The following is a 23,998-nucleotide window of genomic DNA, read 5'->3' as shown; positions in this document are numbered from 1 at the left end:
TTCTGCAGTGGCAGGATGGTGCGTATGACTTATTCGGCTGCGGAAAACCGCTACGAAACAATGCCCTACCGCCGAGTCGGACGCAGCGGACTCAAGCTGCCCGCCATCTCGTTGGGCCTTTGGCACAACTTCGGCGACGACAAGCGATTCGACGAGCAACGCGCCATCCTGCGACGCGCTTTCGACCTCGGCGTCAACCACTTCGACCTCGCCAACAACTACGGTCCGCCGGACGGATCTGCCGAAACGAACTTCGGGCGCCATTTGAAGGACGACTTCAAGCCCTACCGCGACGAGCTGGTCATCTCCACCAAAGCCGGCTACTACATGTGGCCTGGACCGTACGGAGAATGGGGCTCGCGCAAGTACCTGATTTCCAGCCTTGACCAGTCCCTGGAACGCATGGGCCTGGACTACGTGGACATCTTCTACAGCCACCGGCCCGACCCCGAGACGCCGCTGGAAGAAACCATGGGCGCGTTGGATTATGCGGTCCGTTCAGGCAAGGCGCTGTACGCGGGCATCTCTTCTTACACCCCCGAGCAAACCCTCGAAGCCGCCCGGATCCTCAAGGAACTTGGCACCCCGCTCCTGATCCACCAGCCGAGCTATTCGATGCTGAACCGGTGGACCGAGAACGGCTCACCCAACCTCTACGAAACCCTGGACCAGGTAGGTGCGGGTTCCATCGCCTTCTCCCCGTTGGCGCAAGGGATGCTGACGGACCGCTACCTCAACGGGGTACCGGCGGATTCACGCGCGGCCAAAGAACGGTTCCTGTCCGAGTCGCAGCTGACCGAAGACAAGCTGGACCGCGTGCGTGGGCTGAATGCCATCGCCAAGGAGCGTGGGCAGACCCTCGCCCAGATGGCCGTGGCCTGGATCCTCCGGGACCAGCCGAAGGGATCTCCGGTGACGTCGGCGTTGATCGGCGCCTCCAGCGTGAGGCAGCTCGAAGACACGCTCAGTGCCATCAACAACCTGGAATTCAGCACGGAAGAACTGACGGCAATCGACGAGTTCGCCGTCGAATCCGACATCAATTTGTGGGCGCAGAAGTAGCCGTTCACGAACGACATAAACGGAAGGGACCGGCGGGGAACAAAGCCGGTCCCTTTCCTGTTGGCTACAATGCAAGTGTGCGCCGAATGGCGCCGTGCCAATCAGCCGTGCCCTGGACTCAGTCAGGGTTGCGCCTGGCACCTGAGCTTTAGTTCTCAAAGGAGTTCCGTGTCTTCACATCCGATTCGTGTTGCCATTGTCGGCGTAGGCAACTGCGCCGCATCGCTGGTCCAAGGTGTTCAGTACTACCGCGACGCTGACCCCAAGGCCACGATTCCGGGTCTGATGCACGTCGAGTTCGGCCAGTACCACGTCAACGACGTCCAGTTCGTTGCTGCTTTCGATGTCGATAGCAAGAAGGTTGGACTGGACCTGGCAGACGCCATCGGCGCCAGCGAAAACAACACCATTAAGATCGCCGACGTCCCCGCCACGGGCGTCACTGTCCAGCGCGGCCACACGCTGGACGGCCTGGGTAAGTACTACCGCGAGACCATCGTTGAGGCACCCGAGGAAGCAGTCGACGTCGTTGCCGCCCTCCGCGAAGCCAAGGTCGACGTCATGGTCTGCTACCTGCCCGTTGGTTCGGAGCAGGCTGCAAAGTTCTACGCCCAGTGCGCCATCGACGCAGGTGTCGCCTTTGTGAACGCCCTCCCTGTGTTCATTGCCGGTACCCAGGAATGGGCCGACAAGTTCACCGAAGCCGGCGTCCCGATTGTCGGCGACGACATCAAGAGCCAGATCGGTGCCACCATCACCCACCGCGTCATGGCCAAGCTGTTCGAAGACCGCGGCGTCACCTTGGACCGCACGTACCAGCTCAACGTTGGCGGCAACATGGACTTCAAGAACATGCTTGAGCGCGACCGCCTGGAATCCAAGAAGATCTCCAAGACCCAGGCCGTCACCTCCAACGTCGAGGCCGAACTGCACGCCGACGACGTCCACATCGGCCCGTCCGACTACGTTGCCTGGCTCGATGACCGCAAATGGGCCTTCGTCCGTCTCGAGGGCCGCAACTTCGGTGATGCCCCCGTTTCTCTCGAGTACAAGCTCGAGGTGTGGGATTCCCCGAACTCCGCAGGCGTGATTATTGACGCCATCCGCGCCGCCAAGATTGGCCTGGACCGCGGCATCGGCGGCCCGCTGCTCTCCGCTTCCAGCTACTTCATGAAGTCGCCGCCGGAGCAGTTCAACGACGACCTCGCCCGCGAGAAGGTCGAAGCCTTCATCCGCGGCGACATCCAGCGCTAAACACCGCGTTTACCCTGACGCCCCCGCACTATTGTGCGGGGGCGTCAGTCGTTTCCGGCCCCTCTCTCACGTCCCCGGGGTTTGGGGCGGTCGCTCGCTCACGTACCCCGGGTTTGGGCCGATCGCTCGCTCACGTTCCCGGGGTTTGGGCCGATCGCTCTCTCATGTACCCCGGGGGTTGTGGTGGAGGATTGGGGTGACGGGCGGGGGATGTGAGAGAGGGTCAGAAGAGGCCGGTGGGGTTGCCCTCCGCGTCCACGTCCATGCGCATCGCTGCCGGTTCCTTCGGCAGCCCCGGCATCGTCATGACGGCCCCGGTCAAGGCAACGATGAAGCCGGCACCAGTCTTGGGAATCAGGTCCCGGACATGCACCCTGAACCCCTTGGGCGCGCCGAGCCTGGAGGCGTCGTCGGTGAATGAATACTGTGTTTTTGCCATGCAGACAGGCATGCCGGACCAGCCATTTTTCTCGATCTCCGCCAACCGACGCAACGCAGGCACCGAGAATTCGACGCCGTCGGCCCCGTAGATTTCCTGCACAATTGTCCGGATCTTGTCCTCCACAGGCAGCTCCAGCGGGTAGAGGTGGTGGAAGTCCGACGCCGCGCCCACAGCGGCCGCCACCTTGGCTGCGAGCTCGTCACCGCCGTCGCCACCGCCTCCGCGACCCCAGACGTCCGCGACGGCGGCCTCCACGCCTTCCGCTTTGCACCAGGACAGGAGCCATTCGAGTTCCGCGGGCGTATCAGTGGCGAACTTGTTAATGGACACAACCGGCGTAATCCCGAATTTGGCCACGTTCCGGAGGTGCCTCCTGAGGTTCTCCACCCCAGCCGCCATCGCGTCCAGGTCCGGTTCGCTGAGGCGCTCCTTGGGAACTCCGCCCTGCATTTTGAGCGCACGGATGGTGGCAACAACCACGACGGCGGATGGCGCCACGTCTGCGATGCGCGCCTTGATGTCCATGTACTTTTCCGCGCCAAGGTCCGCGCCGAAACCCGCCTCAGTGACCACGACATCAGCAAGTTGCATGGCCGTCCTGGTGGCGATCAATGAGTTGCATCCATGGGCAATGTTCGCGAACGGACCACCGTGAACCAATGCCGGAGTCCCGGCGATGGTTTGGACAAGGTTTGGCTTGATGGCGTCCTTCAGCAGCATGGTGAGCGCGCCTTCAACGCCGAGGTCAGCCACGGTAACCGGAGCGCGGTCGTAGGTGTATCCAAAGGTGATCCGGCCCAGCCGGGTCCGCAGATCGTCCAGGTCAGTGGCCAGGCAGAACACGGCCATGATTTCCGATGCCACGGTGATGTCGAAGCCGTCCTGGCGCGGTACACCCTGGGCAGGGCCGCCGAGGCCTATGACCACTTCCCGCAAAGCACGGTCATTCATGTCCAGCACGCGTTTGAACGTCATTCGGCGTGGGTCGATGCCAAGCTGGTTTCCTTGGAAAATGTGGTTGTCCACCAAGGCCATGAGTGCATTGTTGGCAGAGGTGATCGCGTGGAAATCCCCGGTGAAGTGCAGATTGATGTCGTCCATTGGCAGGACCTGGGAGTATCCGCCGCCCGTGGCCCCGCCCTTCATTCCAAGAATGGGGCCCAGTGAAGGCTCCCGGAGAGCAATCATCACCCTATGCCCGGCGCGTGCCAGGGAATCGGCAAGGCCCACCGTTGTGGTCGACTTGCCCTCGCCCGCCGGGGTGGGGGACATGGCAGAGACCAGGACCACTTTTCCCGGTGCCTTGTTCCCGGAAACAACCAGCTTGCCTGTGTTGATCTTTGCTTTGTACGGCCCGTACAGCTCCAGGGCGTCACGCGGGATGCCGGCTCTCTGGGCGATCTCCTCGATGGGGAGGATGGCGGCTTGATGGGCAATCTCAAGATCACTCAAGACCTTGTCTTCAGACATCGTTGTCCTTCGGCTGGATGTTCCCGTTTCAGGGCTGACGCTTGTGGCGCACACGCTGTGCGGGCCAATCTACCAGCAGTGGGGCAGGAAGCTGAGGAACCTCAACCCCTGGGGAGCAGCAGTCCTCCGACGGCTTCGCGATAGCTCTCCAAGGTGATTGCGGCTGTGCGTTGCCACCCGAAGGACTCAGCATGGGTGGCAGCGAGCCGGCCCATATCTTCACGGGTCTGCACGTCGTCGTAGAGGTCCTCCAGGGCATCAGCCCAGTCGGAGGGGTCGTGCCCGTTCACGAGGATGCCGGTGCGGCCATCCGAGATGGCCCGGGAGAGCCCTCCGACGTTGGTGGCAACCACCGGTGTGCCGCACGCCTGTGCTTCCAAAGCGACCAGACCGAAGGATTCGCTGAATGAAGGCATCACCACGACGTCGGCCGAGCGGAACCAGCCAGCCAACTCCGTCGCCACCACCGGCGGGCGGTGAGTCACGACGTCGTCCATTCCGGCGTCGCTGATAATCTGCTGGAGATTGAAGTCCTTGGCCCCGCTGAGCGCACCCAGGATTGTCATTTCCAGGTCAATGTCCGGTCGTCGCTTCCGGAGGATGCTGGCTGCCTTGACGAAGACCTGCGGCCCCTTAAGCCGCTGGATCCGGCCGGCGAACAGAATGTGGAAGCTGTTCGGCCTCACGTCCAGACCGGCGCGTGATTTCTTGCGGAAAGCGGGTGTGAAGACGTTCAAGTCCACCCCGGGCGGAGCGACATCGATCCGGTCACGGTCGGCCCCGTAGTGGGACACAAGCTCATCAGCCTCGGCGGGGGTGTTGGCAACCAGGCGGTCGGCGCCGTCGACGATCCGTTGCTCGCCGTTCTCCCGGCGTCGCGGCTCCGGGCGTTCGCCCGGTTGCAGCACCAGGTTCTTCACCTTGGCCATGGTGTGCATGGTGTGCACCAGCGGGACGCCCCACAAAGCAGACAGTTCCAGGCCCGCAACACCGGAAACCCAATAGTGGGAATGGATGGCGTCGTAACGGCCATGCAGCTGCTGGTTCCGGATGTTGTCTATCTCCACCACCATTTGGTGCAGCAGTTCGGGCAGTTCTTCCTTCGGAACCTTGCGGCGGGGTCCGGCGGGAATGTTGTGGACGCATACGCCGGGCCCGGGATGCTCGACGGCGGGCTGGCTGGCTTTGGTGGCCCGGGTGAAAATCTCCACCTCCACGCCGGATTCTGCCAGGGCCATGGCCAAAGCGCGAACGTACACGTTCATTCCGCCGGCATCGCCGGCGCCGGGCTGCTCCATGGGGGAGGTATGCAGCGACAGGAACGCCACACGACGGACCATCGGCATGGCATCCCTCCTGACTTTCACCACTTCACTGCAGAAAACACTACTCCTGCCGGTGCATGCCCCGGGAAAGTGCCCCCGGTATGTGGACAGTCGCTGGACAGTCGCCGCTCCGTGGAAAACCCCCGACGTGCAAGGCTGCTAGCGTGTGGCCTGTGAGCCAAGAACAAACCTTCGACATCCGCAAGGCAAGCGCAGAGGACTGGGCCGGGATCTGGTCCATCCTGGAGCCCGTGATCCGTGAAGGGGAGACCTTCACTTGGGACCGGGACACCACCGAGGAAGCAGCAAGGGCCAAGTGGATCAAGGAAGTCCCCGGTCAGACCTTTGTTGCGGTCGACAGGGAGTCCGGCAAGATCCTGGGCACCGGTGAGTTTCATGCCAATCAGGCTGGCGGTGGAAGCCACGTGGCCAATGCAGGCTATATGGTGGCGGCCAACCATTCGGGCCAAGGCATCGCCCGGGCGCTTTGTGCCTACTCCCTCGAGGAGGCCAAAGCCGCAGGTTTCTATTCAATGCAATACAACGCCGTGGTGGAGAGCAACGTCAGGGCCGTATGGCTGTGGCAGTCGATGGGATTCCGGATCCTCGCCACGGTGCCGGAGGCCTTCAACCACCCTGAGATCGGCTACGTCGGCCTGCACGTGATGTACCGGAAGCTGTAAAAGCCAACCTCATTCCCAGAGCCCGGCCAGCGCGGGAAAGGCGTCCTCGTACCCCGCGAGAAGTTGCCGGCCCAGCAGCTCCGATCCAACCAAAGGATGCGAGGCAAAGGCCTGGACGGCGGCCTCGCGGTCGTGCTCGCGGACCGCGCGGATCGTGAGCCGCTCCACCTCCTTGACGTGCTGCATCAAGGTGAGGAACTGCCCGGGCGGGCGATCCTGCGCAACCGGCACCGCGCCGTCGGGCGTGACCTGGGACGGGACTTCGACGACGGCGTCCGCCGGCAACCCGGGTACGGCCACCTCAGTAGCGGTGGGAGCCGCCAGCACTGGTGCGTTGGGCACGTTGAGGATGAGGTGGGCGGTCCCGCCTCCCGAGAGGGCCCGCATCACCGACAAGGCCACGCGCTCATACCCACCACCAGCGAGATCGGCCTCATCGCGTTGTTCACCGTGAAGGCGGGCTTCAGCGAGGTACCCCTCTTCGCGGGATCGCCGTGCCGCATCCCACAGGGCATAGGCATCATCAGACCGGAGTAGCTCCGGATACAGCGAATGCTGCTGTTGGTGGATGGATGCCCCACGGGTCTGGCGTTGTCCACGGATCGCTGCCGTGGCCTGCGCTGTTTGGTAGTAGTAGTACAGGTACTCATTGGGGACGGCCCTGAGTCTGTTCAGGACGTGTTGCCCGAACAGGCGCCCTTCCTCAAGCGACTCCAGGGCGGCGCGGTCATCCAGCAGCCCGGGCAGCAGATCCGTGCCGCCTGGTGCCAGCCGGTAGAGCCAACCGAGGTGGTTCAGCCCGTAGTAGCCCACGCCGTCGAGAATTCCCTCCTGCAGGGGCGCGCCTGCCGCCCGCGATGCCCGTTGCACCAGTCCTCCGGCGGAGTCGCAGATTCCGATGACACGACTCCCAAGAACCGGCACCAAAGCCTCCGTAACCATGCCGGCAGGATTGGTGAAGTTGATCAGCCAAGCCTCAGGGCAATGACGCAGCATGGCCTCGGCGATTTCCAGCATCCGCGGGATGGATCGAAGGGCATATGAAATTCCCCCGGCGCCGGTGGTCTCCTGACCCAACAATCCGAGCCCCAAGGCGACGCCCTCATCAGCGATCCTGCCGGCCGTTCCGCCCGGCCGGATAGCAGCGAATACGACGTCGGCCCCTGTGAGTGCTTCGTCGAGGTCGGTACTTACCACGACGGCGGGACCGGAACCAGGCGCTGGGGACATATCGCGGAGTACCGCCTGGATGGCCTTGAGCCGTTGACCGTCGACGTCGTAAAGCACCAGTTCGCTGACCAGGCCGGCGAACGGACCCTCACACAACGCCCGGTACACAAGGGGAACCCGGAACCCGCCGCCACCGGCGATCATGAGCCGCATGCTCCGAGTCTATGCAGCCCCGCAAGCTCCGGCGTAGTGTGCCGTTCATGGACGCTATGCCCCAGCGACGATTCGACCCCCTGGCCGCCGTGAGGTCCGACGCCGACGCCGGATGCGATCTTCTCCTGACCGGAACGGTCTTCCAGGACATTATTTTCACGGGCCTTCCCCAAGCGCCTGAACCCGGCACTGAAGTATGGAGCGAAGGCATGGGGAGCTGCCCGGGGGGAGTGGCAAACCAGGCCATCGCCGCAGCCCGGCTTGGATTGCGGACCAACCTTGCTGCCACCTTCGGCGACGACGGCTACGGTGACTACAACTGGCAGATCCTCGAAACACAGGAACACGTGGACCTGTCCTTGTCCCGGAGGGTTCCCGGATGGCACTCACCCGTGACCGTCTCCATGTGCGTGAACCAGGACCGCTCCATGGTCACCCACGGCCACCCCGCCCCGATCACCTCATCCCAGTTGATTGGCCAGCCTCCCCGGGCGCTCGCAGCCGTTGCTGACTTGGAAGAGGAGATGGAGCCGTGGATGGTTGCAGCTAAGGCAGCCGGCACCAGGCTCTTCGGCGTGGTGGGGTGGGATCCTACCGGAGAATGGTCGGAGCGCCGGCTGGACCAGCTCGAAAACTACTATGCCTTCCTGCCCAATGCACCTGAGGCCATGGCCTTCACCGGCAAGTCCGATCCCTGGGCGGCGTTGTACGCCCTGGCGGACCGCGTTCCGGTCGCGGTGGTGACCCTTGGCCCTCAGGGCGCGGTGGCAGTGGACTCCGAAAGTGGTGAGGAAGAGTGGGTTCCTTCCTTGCCGGTTTCTGCCGCGGACCCCACGGGGGCGGGGGACTGCTTCGGGGCGGCCTTCATTGTGGGATGCCTGGCGGGATGGAGGCTGGGGGACCGCCTTCGCTTTGCCAACTTGTGCGCTTCCTTGGCAGTCCAGCAGGTTGGCGGATCGTTGGCGGCACCGGGTTGGGGAGACATCGCGGACTGGTGGCAACGGGCCAACGCACGGAAGGAACGCCAGTCCAGCCAATGGTTGCGGCGCTTCGCGTTCCTGGAACCGATCGTGAAAGACATCCCGGCCGAAGCCCAACGGCGTGCCCGGGCCACCATCGCGCACTTGTCCGATGCCCAGTAGCGGCGGGAGCCTGCCGCGCAGTTAACCCGAATTCACTGGCACCACTAGAATCTCTAGGGTGACTTATGAAGCAGCTGCAGATATCGGGATCGGCTCAAAGGCCGCAATAGCCAAAGCGGCGGTGCTTGAACGGTCCGCTGTGATCGATCTCGAAGCAGTGCGCCACAATGTCCGGCAGTTCGTAGGCATTGCCTCTCCCGCCGCCGTGATGGCCGTGGTGAAAGCCGACGCCTACGGCCACGGCGCCGTCCAGGTTGCCCGTGCCGCCCTCGACGCCGGTGCCGCCTGGTTGGGGGTCGCCCACATCTCCGAGGCGCTCGCCTTGAGGGCCGCCAGCATCGACGCCCCGCTCCTTGCGTGGCTGCACACCCGGGAGAGCAACTTCCAAGCGGCCGTCGCCGCCGGCATCGACGTCGGAATCTCGGGCTGGGAACTTGACGCCGTAGTCGCGGCAGCGCGGGAGCAGGAACGGCCTGCGAGGGTGCACCTCAAAGTGGACACCGGCCTGGGCCGCAACGGCTGCACCATCGCCGACTGGGACCAGCTTCTGGGCCAGGCCATGGACTACCAGGACCAGGGCCTGCTGCGGGTGGTCGGTATCTTCTCGCACCTCGCCGTAGCTGACGAACCCCACCGCCCGGAAACCGATGAGCAACTCGCCGTGTTCCGCGAAGCCATCGCCATGGCCGAGGACGCAGGTGTGGACACTGAGGTCCGGCACATCGCCAACACGCCAGCGACCCTGTCCCGGCCGGACTCGCATTTCGACCTCGTCCGCGTAGGCCTCGGTATCTATGGTTTGTCCCCCTTTGAGGGCGCTACCTCGGCCGAACTTGGCCTGCACCCGGCAATGACGGTCCGCACGCTCCTGTCCAACTGCAAGAAGGTCCCTGAAGGCCAGGGTGTCTCCTACGGACTGAACTACAGGACCAGCGAAGAGAGCACCCTTGGCCTGGTGCCCTTGGGATATGCCGACGGCGTCCCCCGGATTGGTACCGGCGGTCCCGTCCGCGTCAACGGCGTGAACTATCCTGTGGTGGGCAGGATCGCCATGGACCAGATGGTGATCGACCTTGGACCGATGACCCCGGAGACTGCGGCGTCCTACAAGGGCGCGGAGGCCGTCATGTTCGGTAACGGTGCAGACAACGGTCCCACCGCAGATGACTGGGCTGCCGCGGCAGGAACCAACAACTACGAGATCGTCACCCGTATCAGCCCCCGTGTGCCGCGCAGCTACGTCAACGAGGTACCTGCGGCTGCGGAAGAATCCTCGGCTGTTTCCGCCCGCACCGATAAGGCGGCGCTGTGAGCGGAGCCCTTTGGGAGCGCACGTTGACCGTTTCGACGGCGGACCAGACCCACGCACTCGCCGCGGCATTGGGAGGGGTGCTGGAAGCCGGTGACCTTTTGGTCCTGACCGGCGAGCTCGGTGCTGGCAAGACGACCTTCACGCAAGGGCTGGGGGAGGGCCTGGGCGTTCGTGCCGGCATCATCTCGCCCACCTTCGTGTTGGTCAGGATCCACCCCAACCTGCCTGACGGGCCCCGGCCGGGCGGACCGGACCTCGTCCACGTGGACGCTTACAGGCTGGAGTCCGCCGCCGAGATCGACGACATCGATCTTGAGAACACCATGGATACCGCCGTCACCGTGGTGGAGTGGGGCCGGGACCGGGTAGAGCACCTGTCGGAGAGCCGGCTGGAAGTTCAGCTGCACAGGTCCGTCGGCGGCGAAAGGTCCACGGAGGCGCTGGATGTGCTGGACTTCGATACCGATGACGACGACGAGCCCCGCACCATTGTTTTCCGGGGCTTCGGTCCCCGTTGGGCCGAGGCTCCCTCGATTCTTGACAACGCAGAACCGGGAGGCAACTGATGCTGATCCTGGCTATTGATACCTCGGCTGTGGCCAGTGCCGCCCTCATTTCCGATGACGCCATGGAAGGCGTGGTGGATTCGTTCGCCACGGAGGACACCCGCAGCCACGCCGAAGTGCTGGCCCCGGGCATTGAGAAGCTGCTGGCGGGCGCAGGCGTTACGGGCGCTGACATCGATGCCATCGTCACAGGAGTGGGCCCCGGCCCTTTCACCGGCCTCCGATCCGGCATTGCCACCGCCCGGACCCTTTCCTTCGTATGGAACAAGCCTCTGTACGGCCTGATGAGCCTGGATGCGATCGCGTTGGAAGTGGCTGAGTCCACGGCTGCTGTCCCGGAGTTCCTGGTGGCCACGGATGCCAGGCGCAAAGAGGTTTACTGGGCCCGCTACGTCTATGTCCAGGGGCAGCTTCCGGAACTCGTCGATGGCCCGCACGTCGGCTTCGCCTCTGAATTGCCGGACCTGCCTGTTTTCGGAGCGGGTGCGGGTTTGTACGCCGACGTCCTGCGTGCGGACGAAGACTTCGCCACGACACAGCCGGACGCCGCCTCCCTGGGCCAATTTGCTTTGGCCCGCCTGAACGCCGGGCAGCCACTGCTGGATTCCACACCGTTGTACTTGCGGGAGTCGGACGCCCAGGTGCCCGGTCCCCGTAAGCGCGCGCTCTGATCGGACGGAAACTGTGAAATTGTCACCGAAGCTGGAGCTCGCGGGGATTTCCCTGCGGGACATGGGCCACGCGGATATCCGGGAGGTGGAGGCGTTGGAGCGCCGGCTCTTCCCCGTCGACGCTTGGCCGCTCCAGATGTTCATCGATGAATTGGCCCAACCGGGGACCCGCCGTTATGTGGTGGCAGAGGTGGGCAACGAAATCGTGGGTTACGCGGGCCTGATGTGCATCGAGCCCATCGCGGATGTGCAGACGATCGCCGTCGTTCCCGAATATGAAGGCAAGGGGATCGGATCGGCCATGTTGACCGAACTGATCGATGAGGCCCGGCGGCGCGGGGCGGCTGATGTCCTGCTCGAGGTCCGGGCAGACAACCCCCGCGCCCAGCAACTGTACTTGCGCTTTGGCTTTCAACAGATCCACGTTCGGCCGCGCTACTACCGTGATGGCACCGATGCCCTGATTATGCGACTGCAGCTCGGCGACGCCACATCCCCGGAAGGACCCACAGCATGAGCACCCCCGTTCCGCAGCAGCCCTTGGTGCTCGGCATCGAGTCGTCCTGTGATGAGACCGGCGTCGGCATCGTGCGGGGAACCACCTTGCTCACCAACACGGTCTCGTCCTCGATGGATGAGCACGTGCGGTTCGGCGGGGTGATCCCCGAGATTGCCTCCCGGGCACACCTCGACGCGTTTGTCCCCACCTTGCAGGAGTCACTGCATGAGGCCGGTGTGACCCTGGACGACATCGACGCCATTGCCGTGACGTCCGGACCCGGCCTTGCAGGGGCACTGATGGTCGGAGTCTGCGCGGCAAAGGCTCTGGCTGTTGCTACCGGAAAGCCGCTGTACGCGATCAACCATTTGGTGGCCCACGTCGGTGTGGGCCTGCTGGACAAGCGGCCTGGGGCGGACGGAAAGCCCGACGGCGGTGCTGCCGCCGGCCTGGGTGCCGGGACGTTGCCGGAGAACCTGGGGGCACTCCTGGTATCGGGTGGGCACACGGAAATCCTGCGCATCCGCAGCATCACGGACGACGTCGAACTGTTGGGCTCGACCATCGATGACGCCGCCGGGGAAGCCTACGACAAAGTGGCCCGCATCCTGGGCCTTGGCTATCCGGGCGGTCCTGCCATCGACAAACTGGCCCGTCAAGGCAACCCCAAATCGATCCGTTTCCCGCGCGGCCTGACCCAGCCAAAGTACATGGGCACCGCGGAGGAGAAGGGGCCGCACCGTTATGACTGGTCATTCAGCGGTTTGAAAACCGCGGTGGCACGCTGCGTGGAACAATTCGAGGCACGGGGCGAGGAAGTGCCCGTGGCAGACATCGCGGCTGCCTTCCAGGAGGCCGTGGTGGATGTCATCACGTCAAAGGCAATTCTGGCCTGCAAGGAGAACGGCATTACCGACCTCCTGCTCGGAGGTGGCGTCGCCGCCAACTCACGGCTCCGGGAGTTGACCGGGCAGCGCTGCACCTCGGCCGGAATCAAGCTTCACGTACCACCGTTGGACTTGTGCACTGACAACGGAGCCATGGTCGCGGCCCTCGGAGCCCAGCTGATCATGGCAGGTCTGGGACCCAGCGGTGTGGAGTTCGCGCCGGATTCGTCAATGCCGGTTACCACGGTGTCAGTGCCCGCCTAGGCAACAAGCAACGCGGGGTCACTTATGGCCCATCCCGACGGCAATTATGGGCCATAAGTGACCCCGCGTTGGCCTCCTAGGCGTCCGGGCCCTTGCGCATCTGCTGCACCAGGTCCATCACCACGGCCTGGAGGTCGCCGTTGTGTTCGGCTGCGACGCGGCGCTGGCGCTGGTAGCTCGCACCCCGTTCAATGATCTTCGCAACGTCCTTGAGTTCCTCGGAGCAACCGAGTTCAGCTGCGATGGGTTCCAAGCGTTCCAAGGTTTCAGCCAGGTGCTCGGTCACCAGCTTTTCGTTGCCTTCAGCGTCGAGGATGATTATGGCTTCCATGCCGTAGCGGGCAGCGCGCCACTTGTTTTCCTGCACGTGCCACGGAGGCATGGTGGGAATGGTTCCACCGGCGTCGAGGATGCCTGAGAACTCGTGGACCAGGCACTGCGTCAACGCCGCGATCGCTCCCACTTCCTCCAACGTGGCGAGTCCGTCGCAAATCCGCATCTCGATGGTGCCCAAGGCTGCAACAGGCCGGATGTCCCAGCGGATCTCCGAGATCGCGTCAATCACACCAGTGGTGAACATGTCCTGGACGTAGGCTTCGTAGCCTTCCCAGGCGTCGAACTGGAAGGGCAGTCCCGCCGTTGGGAGTTGCTGGAACATGAGCGCGCGCTGGGAAGCGTAGCCCGTTTCTTCACCGGCCCAGTAGGGGCTGGAGGCCGACAACGCCTGGAAATGCGGGAAGTAGTTGACCAAACCGTCAAGGATCGGAAGGACTTTTTCCTTCCGGTCGATGCCCACGTGGACGTGCACACCGTAGATGACCATCTGGCGTCCCCACCATTGGGTCCGTTCGATCAGCTTGGCGTAACGCTCTTTGTCGGTGACCGGCTGGAGCAGGGGAGGGCTGAAGGGATGGCTGCCGGCGCAAAACACTTCGACGCCCATGGGATCGGTGACTTCCCGTACTGCCTCGAGGGAGCGGCTGAGGTCCTCTTTGGCGTCATTGACCGTCTCGCAGATGCCGGTGACGAGTTCCACCGTGTTCAGGAGGAGTTCGCGCTTGATATGGGGGTGTTCGTCGTCCTCGTTGAGGTCCGGGTGGTTTGCCGCCACGCCTTTGAGGACATCGTTTGCCACGGAGACAAGTTCTCCGGTGCGTGCATTGACGAGCGCCAACTCCCATTCCACACCCAGTGTCGATTGCCTGGATGGCGCAAAATCAATCTGCACGTAGTCCCCTCGGTATGTACTTTCCGGCTGGGGGTTGCCCCAGCCGGGCGTGGTTCCCCGCTGCGGGGCCGCCAGCGGTCGGATCAAGTCTAATGCAGGGGAAAGATCCGGCATCACGGAGCGTAACCGTTCCTTGCCCACAACTTGCTATTGATAACCATTCGCATTATTGTCATGCCATGCATTTCACCGTTGTCAGTTCCCTCGACAGTCAGTGCCGCGAAGCCGCCGCAGAACGGCTGGGCCGCACCCACGACAACTCCGTGGTGGTCCTCCACGACCTCTTGGACGGATCGTTGGTCCTTCGTCGCGTATTCCGCGATGGCCGGCTTTTCGAGCGGGAAACGACGCTGTTGGAACACGGTTGCCTTAGCTGCACAGTCCGGTTGGATGTAGTTCCGACGGCGGAACGGCTCGCCGCGTGCGGCTTCGACCACGTGGTCCTGGGCCTGCCGCCAGGAGTTGCCACGGGGATGGCCGTGGACGAACTCCGGCGCGGACTCGACGGCCCCGTGATCATTGACAATGCCGTCCTGGCTTTGGACCCGGCGGAGGTGGACAACCAGATCTGGGACCGCCACACGCTGTTCGAATCCGGCTTCACCTCGATGCCCAGCGACGAGCGCACCAGCGGCGAGTTCCTCGTCGGAGAATTCGGGCAGGTGGATACGGTGCTTATGTCCCCGGGCTTGGGCTCCGTGTTGTCCGGAAATCCGGGCGAAGGATCGGAACCATGGTTGACGGGAGTTGAACTGCTGGGCGAGCTGGCGCCCCATGCCCACCTCGTGGCTCCGGCTAACACGTTCCGGCCGGGGTGCTTCGACCCCGCCGAAGCGGCGGCCCGGAACAAGCCCGGCGTCGTACGTCTTCCTGTCAGCGAATCCCAAGGTGCCTTCACCACCGTGCTGCATAAAGCCGGTCGTCCCTTGCATCCGGGGCGTTTCCGCGACGCCCTGCCACACCTGGCCAGCGGAACGCATTGGATGCGCGGGCGGCTCTGGATTGCCTCGGCCCCTGCAAGCCGGATTGCCGTGCAGGGGATTGGACCCCGGGTGTGGCTCGAAAGCACCGGGACCTGGCTGGCCGACAAGCCTGAATCAGGGCCCGGAACGGACGTCGACGCCGCCCTTGATTGGCACCCAAGCCATGGGGACCGGGGCACCGTCCTGGCCCTCACCGGCTATGCGCAGGACATTGACGCGCAGGAAGTCCGCGATCTCCTGGACAGCTGCCAGCTCACGGAGGCCGAGATGGAAGCGGATTTTGCCGTGTGGGAGGATCCGCTGGATCTGAGCAACTCCTTGTAGAAGCCTCCAATGCCAAATCACCAAAGAAAAAGGAGAAACACCATGAAGGTCAGGAACTCGCTGCGTGCACTGAAGAAGATCCCGGGCGCCCAAATCGTCCGCAGGCGGGGCCGCACGTTCGTCATCAACAAGAACAACCCGCGAATGAAGGCGCGCCAAGGCTAAACGGTCAACGGGCCGTTGTTTAATGGGGGAATGCCCATCCTGAATAAAGACATGTCCCTGTGCATTTCGCTCGCGGCCCGCCCCAGCAATATCGGGACCCGGTTCCACAACTATTTGTACGATCTGCTCGGCTTGAACTTTATCTACAAGGCATTCGCACCCGCGGACATTACGCTTGCAGTAGCTGGCATCCGCGGCCTCCCGATCCGGGGCGCGGCGGTGTCCATGCCCTACAAGGAGGCCGTCATTCCCTTGGTGGATGTGCTGGATCCCTCGGCCAAAGCCATCGATTCGGTAAACACGATCGTGAACGACGACGGCGTCCTGACCGCCTACAACACCGATTACATCGCCATTGCGCGGCTGCTGAAAGACCACGAGGTTCCAGCGAGCCACACGGTCCTGCTGCGCGGTGCCGGGGGTATGGCGAAGGCCGTTGCCGCAGCCCTCCGGGATGCCGGTTTCACCGCCGTCACCATTGTGGCCCGCAATGAAACCACCGGCCGCGCTCTTGCGGAGCTGTACGGTTTCGGCTGGCAGGACGACGTCAACGGAGCAACCGCGGACCTCATCATCAACGTCACACCGCTTGGCATGGCCGGGGCAGATGAAACTGCGCAGTCCTTCGATGACGCCACTATCGCCGCGGCGCAGGTAGTTTTCGACGTCGTTGCACTGCCCTCCGAAACGCCGCTCATCACTGCTGCGCGGGCTGCCGGAAAGCCGGTTATCACCGGGGCCGAAGTGATCGCCATCCAGGCGGAGGAGCAATTCGTCCTGTACACGGGGGTGCGCCCGACTCCCGGGCAAGTGCGCGAAGCCTCTGAATTTTCGCGTCGCTGACGCTTCAGGCGGACACCGGCTCCACCACAACAGCCACCCGCTCCTCACCGATCCTGCTGAGGATCGGGTGCTTTTTTATCTAACGTTGTAATCGAGAGCCTCCTGTCGTATACACTCTTGCTTGGATTAATCATTTCGATTGATTAACCAGAATCCTTATTACTTTGTTTGGGGGAAAGCAGTGGTGTTCGAGATTGACAGTGGCAGGGCTTTGGCGGTGGTGGCTGCATCGAGGCAGCGCATCACTGTGCTTCCTGGCGTCCAATCGCAGCTTCGGCATGCGTTCGATGCCCTGGGTGGTGTTCTTCGGAGCGGACCCGCCTACTCGGCTCTTCAGTACTACGCAGACTCTGTCCTAATTACGGATGTGCGTGCTCTGGTACAGCGAACCGCGAACATCTTTGGCGGGGCCCAAGCCGCGGTAGCGGCCTATGTTGCCTGCGACGAGACGATGGCGGCGACAGCGCTGGCGAACGCACGGAGTACGGGTGCAAAGGGCCCCTGGGATTTCCCGCCCGGAATGTCCTGGAATCCGGCAAGGTAGGGCCGTCATGTACCAGGTCGATGCATCGGCGTTGGATGGGTGGCCGGACCCCGTGGCGTTGGAATTCTCCGCAACCCCGTTGACGGAGAATGCGCAGGGAATCGTCAATGCCGTGCAATCGGCAGCTTCGGAGTGGTCAGCAATGGCCGACGCCTACCGCGCCCCTGAGGCTCCTCAATTGTTGTCGTTGTTCCAGCCGGTTACGCGGAAGAGTGAGGAAATCCGGGCAGGTCTGGTCGTGGTCTACCGAGCGTTGATGGCGTACGCCGACGCTCTTCGGGAGCTGAACCGGCGTCGTGGTTTGCTGCTGGATGACATCGCACGCTTTCATGGCGAGCGGGACGAATACGAGACCCGTGCTGCCTTCATGGAAACCACGGGCGATGTCTCCTTCACGGTTAGTGGAGTGGCTATGGCTTCGCAGGCCGCCGACCTCGAGCACCGTGTGGGGTCGCTGGCCACGGAGCATGAGCACGCTCAGGAGGCCTGTGCCCGACAGATCAAACGGGTGTATTCCGTCGACCCGTCCGTGCCGGTGTATTACGACGGCGGCGCACTGACGGAGTTCAAAACCGAATGGACCCGGTTCCAATTGCAGGGCCTGGAAGCCAAGGGCGGGGGAGGACTTGAGACGCTTCTGTTGCTGACGTCGCTGACGCCCGGGCAGTTGCTGGATTACGGGCTTGCCGAGTCCGACTACCTTCGCTCCGGGCTGGCCTCGCCGCCGGCCGTTTCCCAGGTCAAGGAATGGTGGGCTGGTTTGTCCTCGGAGCAGCAGGCCGCTTTGATAGTGGCCGCTCCTGGGATCATCGGGAACCTCAACGGGATACCCTACGCCGTCCGGGCAAAAGCGAACCGGGTCAACCTTGATGCGGTCTATAACGACACCCGTACCAGCGAAGCGGACAAGGTGGCGCTGCGGGTTATTTACGCTGCACTCGAATCAGCAGACGGTCTCCAGTCGCCGCCCAGAAGTATTGTTTCCTTCACACCGGAGGAAAATGGCAAGCCTCTCGTGGTTATCGCGATAGGGGACTTGGACACAGCGTCGAATGTGACCTGGAACGTCCCGGGCATGAGAACCACGGTGGCGGACGGGCTGCAATCCTGGACTATGTCGGCGCAAGATCTGTACGACGCGCAGATCTTTTCGCTTCAGAAGAGCCAGGACTTCGGAGCGACCGTAGCAGTGGTTTCATGGGTCGGCTACGACACTCCTGAGGCACCGCCGAGTGGCGAAGTATTGTCGACTGCGCTCGCCAAAGCGGGTGGTGAAAAACTCGCAGCTGCGCTGGACGGCTTTAGCGAGACGCGTGCCGTTCAAGCGGGCGACGGCGTCGAACCGCGCCTCAACGTCGTGGCCCACTCATATGGGACAACCACGGCCTCTTATGCCCTGAAAACCATCATGCATGAGGTGACTACGGTTACGTTCTTTGGCTCAGCCGGGATTGAATGGCGCGAAATCGGCTCCGCAGCGGATCTCCATGTGGCAACGGATGAATACGGCAGGCCCGAGCTCTATCTGACTGCAGCGAGTGAAGACCGCGTTGCTCCCTTGGGGATCTTGGGCAGCGGGCTTCGGGGCCGAGAGGGGCGTCTCGATCCAACTGGTGAGTGGTTCGAAGGCAAGCCCTTTTCATCTGAAGGCGGATACGATCCTGACACCAGCGACTTCTATAACCGAACCACCGGCCACGATGCCAAGGGGTGGGCAGTTCAAGGCAGCGGAGATTCAATCTTTGCAGCTACCGGCGATCACGGCTATCTTGACCCCGGCACAGAATCATTGCGGAATATCGGGATGATCTCCATCGGGCGCGGCGACCAGATCAGGCAGCTTTTGCCACTTCAACACCAAACGCGAACGGGGTACGGGGGGATGGACTTTCCCAACGGGTCGTTGATTGAAAGAGACCTAACACCAGAAGAACTCACAGGGGAGCTGGGCTGATGATCACGACAAAATCGAACCGAAACGTGTTTCTTGTATCGACGATGGTGGTGGCCCTAATGGTGTCAGGATGTAATGCGGACCCAACAGGTGGCAACGAAGGCCGGGAACCCGGACCCGGTGAGCGGAGCGCCCAGGAGGTGTTCACAGAGTTCATGGATGCCGTTGATGACACGGTGCAGTATTCGGGCATGGACTGGCCCATCTGGAACCGAAGCCACACAGCAGGTTTCTTTGCTGGCCCGTGTTCAGTAAGAACACGGGATGACGGTCGGGCTTACCAAACCCAGATCGAAGGTGGCCCTGCACTCGACCCGCAGGTTGCTGTGGACCTGATGAAAGCGCATTGGGAAGAGAAGGGGTACACGATTGGCAATGTATTTGACGATGGGAACCCTGCCACGGGAATTCAACTGAATGCGCGTACGTCAACAGGCGTTCGCTTACAGTTCTCGCCCACCCCGCACGTCAGTTTCATTAAGGTTGTCAGTGCTTGCACATTGGACCCGAATGCCAGGAAAAAAACCACCTGAAATGGCGGGTGTTACAAGCGAATCGGCTACGTTTTCTACGCGACTCTGACACGGGGTAAGAGTTCTCTCACTATTAGGCGTCATGGTTTTAGTCGCTTCGGGGTGCGCTGCAAACCAAACGGGTGGTGGTCAGAGCGGCGAGCCGGGGCCGGGCGAACGGAGCGCGCAGGAAGTTTTCACGGACTTCATGGATGCCATGGAGGACACGGTGCAGCAATCGGGCACGTCGTGGCCCGAGTGGGACCGGCAGGATACGGCTGAGTATGTAACGGAGCCCTGCGGCATTCACGAGCGAGCCGACGGTCGGTTGTATCAACGGCAGATCGAAGGCGGTCCCGTTCAGAATCCGCAGGCTTCCGTGGACGCAATGAAGGCCCATTGGGAGTCCAAGGGGTACAAGATCGGGAACACTTTCGACAACATGGGCGGGAACACTACCGGCATCGAGATCGGCGCCTCGACTCCACGGGGGATGGTCCTGATCTTTACGCCGTCGAAGGGGACCTCATTCATTAACGTGCATAGCGAGTGCACTCTCGACCCCGCCGCCAGGAAAAAGACCGCCTGATCGTCGCCGCCCGAAGATGCAGTGCTACGCGGTCACCGGCTCCACCACAACAGCCACCCGCTCCTCGCCGATCCTGGTGAGGACCAGGGTGGCCGTTTTTGCATCCTTGCCCTTGGCAGGCTTGCCGGGCAGCAGTTGCTTGCGGAGCTCTTCGGGGGTCACCGCAGTGCCGCGCTTCTTGATGTCCAGGACCGTGATGCCGTTGCCCTTGACCCAGGCCTTCAGGGCCTTGACGTTGAACGGCATCACCTCCAGCACCTTGTAGGCGCGCGCAAAGGGGGTGTCGTGGAGTTCGGAGGCGCAGATGTAGGCGATGTGCTCGTCCACCAGATGCCCGCCCAGCCGCTCGGCGACGTCGGCCACCAGCCCCGCGCGGATGACCGCACCATCCGGTTCGTAAAGGAAGCCTTCAACAGGCCCGACGGCGGCTACCGGACCGCCGTCGAAATCCTCACCGCTGGTGATTTCCGCGGCGCCCTGGCTGCCAAGGACCAAAGCCGCGCGGCGAACGCCCGGCCTGGCAACGCCGTTGAACCACAGCGTGGCCTCGGTGACGTCGCCGCCGACGGAGACCCACTGGACCTCGCAGCCCGATGGAACGGAGTCGTGGGGGATGCCCGGGCCCATCTTGACGCCTACCGCACGCCCTGTGGCCGCAAGGCTCTCAACAAACGACAAGGGCGGGGAGAAGGCCTCCGGGTCCCAGATCCTCTTGGTTCCCGAGGTGGAGGTGGTGCGTCGGGCGGGATCCAGCCATACGCCGTCGATCCCTTCAAGATCCACCGACTCCGCGTCTGTGTGCACAACGCTCGCATGCGGAAAAGGCATGAGGTTGATCATGGCGCAGGCCGCGGTGGTTTCATCCATTTCCACGGCAGTGACCGCGATGTCCATGGAGGCCATCGCCATGGAGTCGGCACCCAGGCCGCAGCCGAGGTCGGCGACGTGGCTGATGCCGGCCTGGGAGAATCGTTCAGCGTGGCGGGCGGCGACATTCAATCTCGTGGCCTGCTCCAAACCCGCCTGCGTAAAGAGCATCTGGCGGGCGAATTCGCCGAACTTGGCCTCGGCGCGGGTCCGCAGGCGCGATTGCGTCAGGACGGCGGCAACAAGTTCGGGGGAGTGGCCGGCCTTCCGGAGCTCGGCGTTGGTGCTGAACGCATCGGCCTCCCGGTAGGGCCCCAGCGAGGCAAGAAGTTCCCATCCTTCAGTAGTCAGCAAGGGCGCGATCTGTTCCTGCGGTGCGTGAGGCATGCGTACAAGCCTAACCTCGCGCGTCATGGCGGTGTGACTGTGGAATCAGCCGGATAGGGTTGTTTTTATGGAAGACAACGCAGCCCTGCCGCCCTCCCGCCTCATCAAGTACGCCCGTCCTGCCCTGATCGCGGGCGCTGTCATTGCGGTAGTCTGTATCGGCCTGCTGATCGTTATTTTCGCGCTGGACTCCTTCAACGCCGCAGCCTATTCCGTGACCGGCAAGAGCGTCAGCGATGCCACGGATGAGGCGCGGGACATCCGCGATCTTTACAGCGGCGCGCGTTTGGGTGGGGTGATCGCGCTGGTGATCTCCGGCGTCGTGGCAGTGGCCTCCGCGGTGGTCCTGTACTTGAACCGCGGCAGCGGCTCCCTTGATGAGGACGACGACGGCGAAGACTACGATCTGGACGACCTCCGGGACCAGTGACCCCGGTTCACCCATGACGAAATGCTGGCACTCACCTTGACCGAGTGCTAACGCCTTACATAGAGTCTAGTTAGCACTCTCCCTGTGAGGGTGCTAATCCCGCCAGGCGTCCACCGGCACCGCGACGACGGTTGAACGCCACGGCACCCTAGTTCTTAGTCCATGAATCAGCTCATGAAAAGGAGAGTCCGAGTGTCGGTCTCGATTAAGCCTCTTGAGGATCGTATTGTTGTTCGCCCGCTCGAAGCAGAGCAGACCACGGCTTCCGGCCTGGTTATTCCGGACTCCGCACAGGAGAAGCCGCAGGAAGGCGAAGTTGTTGCAATCGGCCCCGGCCGCTTCGATGACAACGGCAACCGCGTACCGGTGGACGTAGCTGTCGGCGACGTCGTCATCTACTCCAAGTACGGTGGAACCGAAGTCAAGACCGGTGGCAGCGAGTACCTCGTTCTGTCCGCCCGCGACGTCCTCGCGATCGTCGTAAAGTAACTTCCTGGAGCCCCGCACCGCCGTCGCGTTGGAATCATTCCGAGCGTCAGCGGTGCGGGTTTTCTGTCTCGAAAGGACACAACCATGGCAAAGCAGCTTGCTTTTAACGATGCTGCCCGCCGGTCGCTTGAGGCCGGTATCGACAAGCTCGCCAACACTGTCAAGGTGACGCTGGGCCCGCGCGGCCGCAACGTCGTCCTGGACAAGAAGTGGGGCGCCCCCACGATCACCAACGATGGCGTCACCATCGCCCGTGAAGTCGAGCTTGACGACCCCTACGAGAACCTTGGCGCACAGCTGGCCAAGGAAGTCGCCACCAAGACCAACGATGTTGCCGGTGACGGCACCACCACCGCCACCGTGCTTGCACAGGCCCTGGTCAAGGAAGGCCTGCGCAACGTTGCAGCCGGCGCCGCACCGGGTGAGATCAAGCGCGGCATCGAAGTTGCCGTTGAGGCTGTCGCTGCACGTCTGCTCGATAACGCCCGCGAAGTCGAAGGCACCCAGGTAGCCAACGTTGCAGCCATCTCCGCGCAGAGCGATGAAGTTGGCGAGCTGCTGGCCGAGGCCTTCGGCAAGGTGGGCAAGGATGGCGTCATCACCATCGAAGAGTCCTCCACCACGCAGACCGAGCTGGTCCTCACCGAAGGCATGCAGTTCGACAAGGGCTACCTGTCCCCGTACTTCGTCACCGACGCAGAGCGCCAGGAAGCTGTCCTCGAGGACGCCCTCATCCTGATCAACCAGGGCAAGATCTCCTCGCTGCAGGACTTCCTGCCCCTGTTGGAGAAGGCCCTGCAGGCCAACAAGCCCCTCTTCATCATTGCCGAGGACATCGAAGGCGAAGCCCTGTCCACGCTGATCGTCAACCGCATCCGCGGCACGCTCAACGTTGTTGCCGTCAAGGCTCCGGGCTTCGGCGACCGCCGCAAGGCCATGCTCCAGGACATCGCTACCCTGACGGGTGCACAGGTTGTATCCCCGGACCTGGGCCTCAGCCTGGACACCGTTGGCCTCGAGGTACTGGGTACGGCACGCCGCATCACGGTTACCAAGGACAACACCACCATTGTGGACGGTGCCGGAACCGAGCAGGACGTCGCAGACCGCGTTGCACAGCTGCGTGCAGAGCTCACCCGCACCGACTCCGACTGGGACCGCGAGAAGCTGCAGGAACGCCTGGCCAAGCTGGCTGGCGGCATCGGTGTCATCAAGGTTGGCGCAGCCACCGAAGTTGAGCTGAAGGAAAAGAAGCACCGCATCGAGGACGCTGTGTCCTCCACGCGTGCTGCCCTCGAAGAAGGCATCGTTTCCGGTGGCGGCTCGGCTCTCATCCACGCACTCAAGGCACTGGATGAGTCCCCGGCCGTCAAGGGCCTCGAAGGCGACGCTGCCGCTGCTGTCGGCATCGTCCGCCGCGCCCTGGTCCAGCCGCTGCGCTGGATCGCCCAGAACGCCGGTTTCGACGGCTTCGTCGTTGCTGCCAAGGTCTCCGAACTCGAAGCCAACCACGGCTTCAACGCCAAGTCCGGTGAGTACGAGGACCTGATCGGCGCCGGCGTGATCGACCCCGTCAAGGTCACCCGTTCGGCACTGCGCAACGCCGCTTCCATCGCTGCCCTGGTTCTCACCACCGAGACCCTGGTTGCCGAGAAGCCGGCTGAGGAAGAAGACGCACACGCAGGCCACCAGCACTAGGCTGCCTGTTCCGGAAAGCCCCGGC

The 23,998-nt window shown here is 63.0% G+C and carries 24 protein-coding genes; 19 read left to right on the top strand and 5 right to left on the bottom strand.

Annotated features, from left to right (window positions below; genetic code table 11):
- Window positions 1-24: 24 nt before the first annotated feature.
- Window positions 25-1,062, top strand: a complete 1,038-nt coding sequence (mgrA, locus tag ACFVSI_RS07770) for an L-glyceraldehyde 3-phosphate reductase (protein ID WP_387821626.1) — start codon at window positions 25-27, stop codon at window positions 1,060-1,062.
- A 168-nt stretch (window positions 1,063-1,230) separates the two neighbouring features.
- Complete coding sequence (locus ACFVSI_RS07765; protein WP_387821623.1) at window positions 1,231-2,316, top strand: inositol-3-phosphate synthase; 1,086 nt, start codon at window positions 1,231-1,233, stop codon at window positions 2,314-2,316.
- Between the two features lie 223 nt (window positions 2,317-2,539).
- Here the strand turns inward: ACFVSI_RS07765 and ACFVSI_RS07760 are convergent, their stop codons facing one another.
- Window positions 2,540-4,228, bottom strand: coding sequence for a formate--tetrahydrofolate ligase (locus ACFVSI_RS07760; protein WP_387821620.1), 1,689 nt, complete (start codon window positions 4,226-4,228; stop codon window positions 2,540-2,542).
- A 101-nt stretch (window positions 4,229-4,329) separates the two neighbouring features.
- A complete protein-coding gene (gene mshA / locus ACFVSI_RS07755; RefSeq protein WP_387821617.1) occupies window positions 4,330-5,574 on the bottom strand; it encodes a D-inositol-3-phosphate glycosyltransferase in 1,245 nt (414 codons plus the stop codon).
- Between the two features lie 152 nt (window positions 5,575-5,726).
- Here mshA and ACFVSI_RS07750 point away from each other — a divergent pair, with 152 nt between their 5' ends.
- Window positions 5,727-6,236 (top strand): GNAT family N-acetyltransferase, encoded by a 510-nt coding sequence (locus ACFVSI_RS07750; protein ID WP_387821614.1) that lies wholly within the window; start codon window positions 5,727-5,729, stop codon window positions 6,234-6,236.
- 9 nt (window positions 6,237-6,245) lie between these two features.
- On the opposite strand, the gene ACFVSI_RS07745 is transcribed toward ACFVSI_RS07750, so the two are convergent.
- Entirely contained in the window at window positions 6,246-7,619 is a 1,374-nt protein-coding gene (locus ACFVSI_RS07745; protein ID WP_387821611.1) for a 6-phospho-beta-glucosidase, read from the bottom strand.
- Between the two features lie 47 nt (window positions 7,620-7,666).
- Here ACFVSI_RS07745 and ACFVSI_RS07740 point away from each other — a divergent pair, with 47 nt between their 5' ends.
- From ACFVSI_RS07740 to tsaD, 6 genes are read left to right on the top strand one after another with little or no spacing between them, the layout of a single operon-like run.
- Window positions 7,667-8,761 (top strand): carbohydrate kinase family protein, encoded by a 1,095-nt coding sequence (locus tag ACFVSI_RS07740; RefSeq protein WP_387821608.1) that lies wholly within the window; start codon window positions 7,667-7,669, stop codon window positions 8,759-8,761.
- A gap of 58 nt (window positions 8,762-8,819) precedes the next feature.
- Window positions 8,820-10,073, top strand: coding sequence for an alanine racemase (gene alr, locus ACFVSI_RS07735; RefSeq protein WP_387821605.1), 1,254 nt, complete (start codon window positions 8,820-8,822; stop codon window positions 10,071-10,073).
- Window positions 10,070-10,639, top strand: coding sequence for a tRNA (adenosine(37)-N6)-threonylcarbamoyltransferase complex ATPase subunit type 1 TsaE (tsaE, locus tag ACFVSI_RS07730; protein WP_387821602.1), 570 nt, complete (start codon window positions 10,070-10,072; stop codon window positions 10,637-10,639). Before alr ends, tsaE begins: the two co-directional genes overlap by 4 nt.
- On the top strand, window positions 10,639-11,310 hold the full coding sequence (gene tsaB, locus ACFVSI_RS07725) for a tRNA (adenosine(37)-N6)-threonylcarbamoyltransferase complex dimerization subunit type 1 TsaB (RefSeq protein WP_387821600.1): 672 nt from the start codon (window positions 10,639-10,641) through the stop codon (window positions 11,308-11,310). The genes tsaE and tsaB overlap by 1 nt, the downstream gene beginning before the upstream one ends.
- 13 nt (window positions 11,311-11,323) lie before the next feature.
- The gene (gene rimI, locus ACFVSI_RS07720) at window positions 11,324-11,827 is read left to right on the top strand and encodes a ribosomal protein S18-alanine N-acetyltransferase (RefSeq protein WP_387821597.1); all 504 of its coding nucleotides are present in this window, start codon (window positions 11,324-11,326) and stop codon (window positions 11,825-11,827) included.
- The gene (gene tsaD / locus ACFVSI_RS07715) at window positions 11,824-12,960 is read left to right on the top strand and encodes a tRNA (adenosine(37)-N6)-threonylcarbamoyltransferase complex transferase subunit TsaD (protein WP_387821595.1); all 1,137 of its coding nucleotides are present in this window, start codon (window positions 11,824-11,826) and stop codon (window positions 12,958-12,960) included. Before rimI ends, tsaD begins: the two co-directional genes overlap by 4 nt.
- A gap of 76 nt (window positions 12,961-13,036) precedes the next feature.
- Here the strand turns inward: tsaD and ACFVSI_RS07710 are convergent, their stop codons facing one another.
- Entirely contained in the window at window positions 13,037-14,188 is a 1,152-nt protein-coding gene (locus tag ACFVSI_RS07710; RefSeq protein ID WP_387821593.1) for a glutamate--cysteine ligase, read from the bottom strand.
- Between the two features lie 179 nt (window positions 14,189-14,367).
- Between ACFVSI_RS07710 and ACFVSI_RS07705 the strand changes: the two genes are divergently transcribed.
- The 7 genes from ACFVSI_RS07705 to ACFVSI_RS07675 all read left to right on the top strand — a co-directional run bounded on the left by ACFVSI_RS07705 (window position 14,368) and on the right by ACFVSI_RS07675 (window position 20,102).
- On the top strand, window positions 14,368-15,495 hold the full coding sequence (locus tag ACFVSI_RS07705; RefSeq protein WP_387821591.1) for a GTP-binding protein: 1,128 nt from the start codon (window positions 14,368-14,370) through the stop codon (window positions 15,493-15,495).
- A gap of 42 nt (window positions 15,496-15,537) precedes the next feature.
- Complete coding sequence (ykgO, locus tag ACFVSI_RS07700; protein WP_011775528.1) at window positions 15,538-15,660, top strand: type B 50S ribosomal protein L36; 123 nt, start codon at window positions 15,538-15,540, stop codon at window positions 15,658-15,660.
- A gap of 30 nt (window positions 15,661-15,690) precedes the next feature.
- The gene (locus tag ACFVSI_RS07695) at window positions 15,691-16,503 is read left to right on the top strand and encodes a shikimate 5-dehydrogenase (RefSeq protein WP_387821587.1); all 813 of its coding nucleotides are present in this window, start codon (window positions 15,691-15,693) and stop codon (window positions 16,501-16,503) included.
- Window positions 16,504-16,687: 184 nt separating this feature from the next.
- Window positions 16,688-17,047 carry a DUF6507 family protein gene (locus tag ACFVSI_RS07690; RefSeq protein ID WP_387821584.1) on the top strand — a complete coding sequence of 120 codons (360 nt, stop codon included), beginning with the start codon at window positions 16,688-16,690 and terminating at the stop codon, window positions 17,045-17,047.
- A gap of 7 nt (window positions 17,048-17,054) precedes the next feature.
- Window positions 17,055-19,001: an alpha/beta hydrolase gene (locus tag ACFVSI_RS07685; protein WP_387821582.1), complete on the top strand. Its 1,947-nt coding sequence runs from the start codon at window positions 17,055-17,057 to the stop codon at window positions 18,999-19,001.
- Window positions 19,001-19,534 carry a hypothetical protein gene (locus ACFVSI_RS07680; RefSeq protein ID WP_387821580.1) on the top strand — a complete coding sequence of 178 codons (534 nt, stop codon included), beginning with the start codon at window positions 19,001-19,003 and terminating at the stop codon, window positions 19,532-19,534. Before ACFVSI_RS07685 ends, ACFVSI_RS07680 begins: the two co-directional genes overlap by 1 nt.
- An 82-nt stretch (window positions 19,535-19,616) precedes the next feature.
- Window positions 19,617-20,102: a hypothetical protein gene (locus tag ACFVSI_RS07675; protein WP_387821578.1), complete on the top strand. Its 486-nt coding sequence runs from the start codon at window positions 19,617-19,619 to the stop codon at window positions 20,100-20,102.
- A 24-nt stretch (window positions 20,103-20,126) separates the two neighbouring features.
- Here ACFVSI_RS07675 and ACFVSI_RS07670 read toward each other — a convergent pair whose 3' ends face one another.
- Window positions 20,127-21,356, bottom strand: coding sequence for an SAM-dependent methyltransferase (locus ACFVSI_RS07670; RefSeq protein WP_387821575.1), 1,230 nt, complete (start codon window positions 21,354-21,356; stop codon window positions 20,127-20,129).
- A 67-nt stretch (window positions 21,357-21,423) separates the two neighbouring features.
- Between ACFVSI_RS07670 and ACFVSI_RS07665 the strand changes: the two genes are divergently transcribed.
- The 3 genes from ACFVSI_RS07665 (at window position 21,424) to groL (ending at window position 23,973) form a co-directional block, all read left to right on the top strand.
- The gene (locus tag ACFVSI_RS07665) at window positions 21,424-21,786 is read left to right on the top strand and encodes a hypothetical protein (RefSeq protein WP_387821572.1); all 363 of its coding nucleotides are present in this window, start codon (window positions 21,424-21,426) and stop codon (window positions 21,784-21,786) included.
- A gap of 192 nt (window positions 21,787-21,978) precedes the next feature.
- On the top strand, window positions 21,979-22,275 hold the full coding sequence (groES, locus tag ACFVSI_RS07660) for a co-chaperone GroES (protein WP_018776625.1): 297 nt from the start codon (window positions 21,979-21,981) through the stop codon (window positions 22,273-22,275).
- An 84-nt stretch (window positions 22,276-22,359) separates the two neighbouring features.
- On the top strand, window positions 22,360-23,973 hold the full coding sequence (groL, locus tag ACFVSI_RS07655) for a chaperonin GroEL (RefSeq protein WP_387821568.1): 1,614 nt from the start codon (window positions 22,360-22,362) through the stop codon (window positions 23,971-23,973).
- The last annotated feature ends 25 nt before the right edge of the window (window positions 23,974-23,998 follow it).

The organism is Paenarthrobacter sp. NPDC057981, assembly GCF_042886835.1.
Taxonomy (GTDB): Bacteria; Actinomycetota; Actinomycetes; order Actinomycetales; family Micrococcaceae; genus Arthrobacter.
Note: the sequence above shows the minus strand (reverse complement) of the source record. Positions and strands in the feature narration are given on the sequence as shown.

Excerpts from the sequence above, each read along its gene's own strand:
- ACFVSI_RS07680 (WP_387821580.1), top strand. The coding sequence starts at position 19,001 with ATGATCACGACAAAATCGAACCGAAACGTGTTTCTTGTATCGACGATG.
- ACFVSI_RS07740 (WP_387821608.1), top strand. The coding sequence starts at position 7,667 with ATGGACGCTATGCCCCAGCGACGATTCGACCCCCTGGCCGCCGTGAGG.
- tsaD (WP_387821595.1), top strand. The coding sequence starts at position 11,824 with ATGAGCACCCCCGTTCCGCAGCAGCCCTTGGTGCTCGGCATCGAGTCG.
- ACFVSI_RS07760 (WP_387821620.1), bottom strand. The coding sequence starts at position 4,228 with ATGTCTGAAGACAAGGTCTTGAGTGATCTTGAGATTGCCCATCAAGCC.
- mshA (WP_387821617.1), bottom strand. The coding sequence starts at position 5,574 with ATGCCGATGGTCCGTCGTGTGGCGTTCCTGTCGCTGCATACCTCCCCC.
- ykgO (WP_011775528.1), top strand. The coding sequence starts at position 15,538 with ATGAAGGTCAGGAACTCGCTGCGTGCACTGAAGAAGATCCCGGGCGCC.
- ACFVSI_RS07695 (WP_387821587.1), top strand. The coding sequence starts at position 15,691 with ATGCCCATCCTGAATAAAGACATGTCCCTGTGCATTTCGCTCGCGGCC.
- mgrA (WP_387821626.1), top strand. The coding sequence starts at position 25 with ATGACTTATTCGGCTGCGGAAAACCGCTACGAAACAATGCCCTACCGC.
- groL (WP_387821568.1), top strand. The coding sequence starts at position 22,360 with ATGGCAAAGCAGCTTGCTTTTAACGATGCTGCCCGCCGGTCGCTTGAG.
- ACFVSI_RS07705 (WP_387821591.1), top strand. The coding sequence starts at position 14,368 with ATGCATTTCACCGTTGTCAGTTCCCTCGACAGTCAGTGCCGCGAAGCC.
- tsaB (WP_387821600.1), top strand. The coding sequence starts at position 10,639 with ATGCTGATCCTGGCTATTGATACCTCGGCTGTGGCCAGTGCCGCCCTC.
- ACFVSI_RS07665 (WP_387821572.1), top strand. The coding sequence starts at position 21,424 with ATGGAAGACAACGCAGCCCTGCCGCCCTCCCGCCTCATCAAGTACGCC.
- ACFVSI_RS07685 (WP_387821582.1), top strand. The coding sequence starts at position 17,055 with ATGTACCAGGTCGATGCATCGGCGTTGGATGGGTGGCCGGACCCCGTG.
- ACFVSI_RS07745 (WP_387821611.1), bottom strand. The coding sequence starts at position 7,619 with ATGCGGCTCATGATCGCCGGTGGCGGCGGGTTCCGGGTTCCCCTTGTG.
- ACFVSI_RS07675 (WP_387821578.1), top strand. The coding sequence starts at position 19,617 with ATGGTTTTAGTCGCTTCGGGGTGCGCTGCAAACCAAACGGGTGGTGGT.
- ACFVSI_RS07670 (WP_387821575.1), bottom strand. The coding sequence starts at position 21,356 with ATGCCTCACGCACCGCAGGAACAGATCGCGCCCTTGCTGACTACTGAA.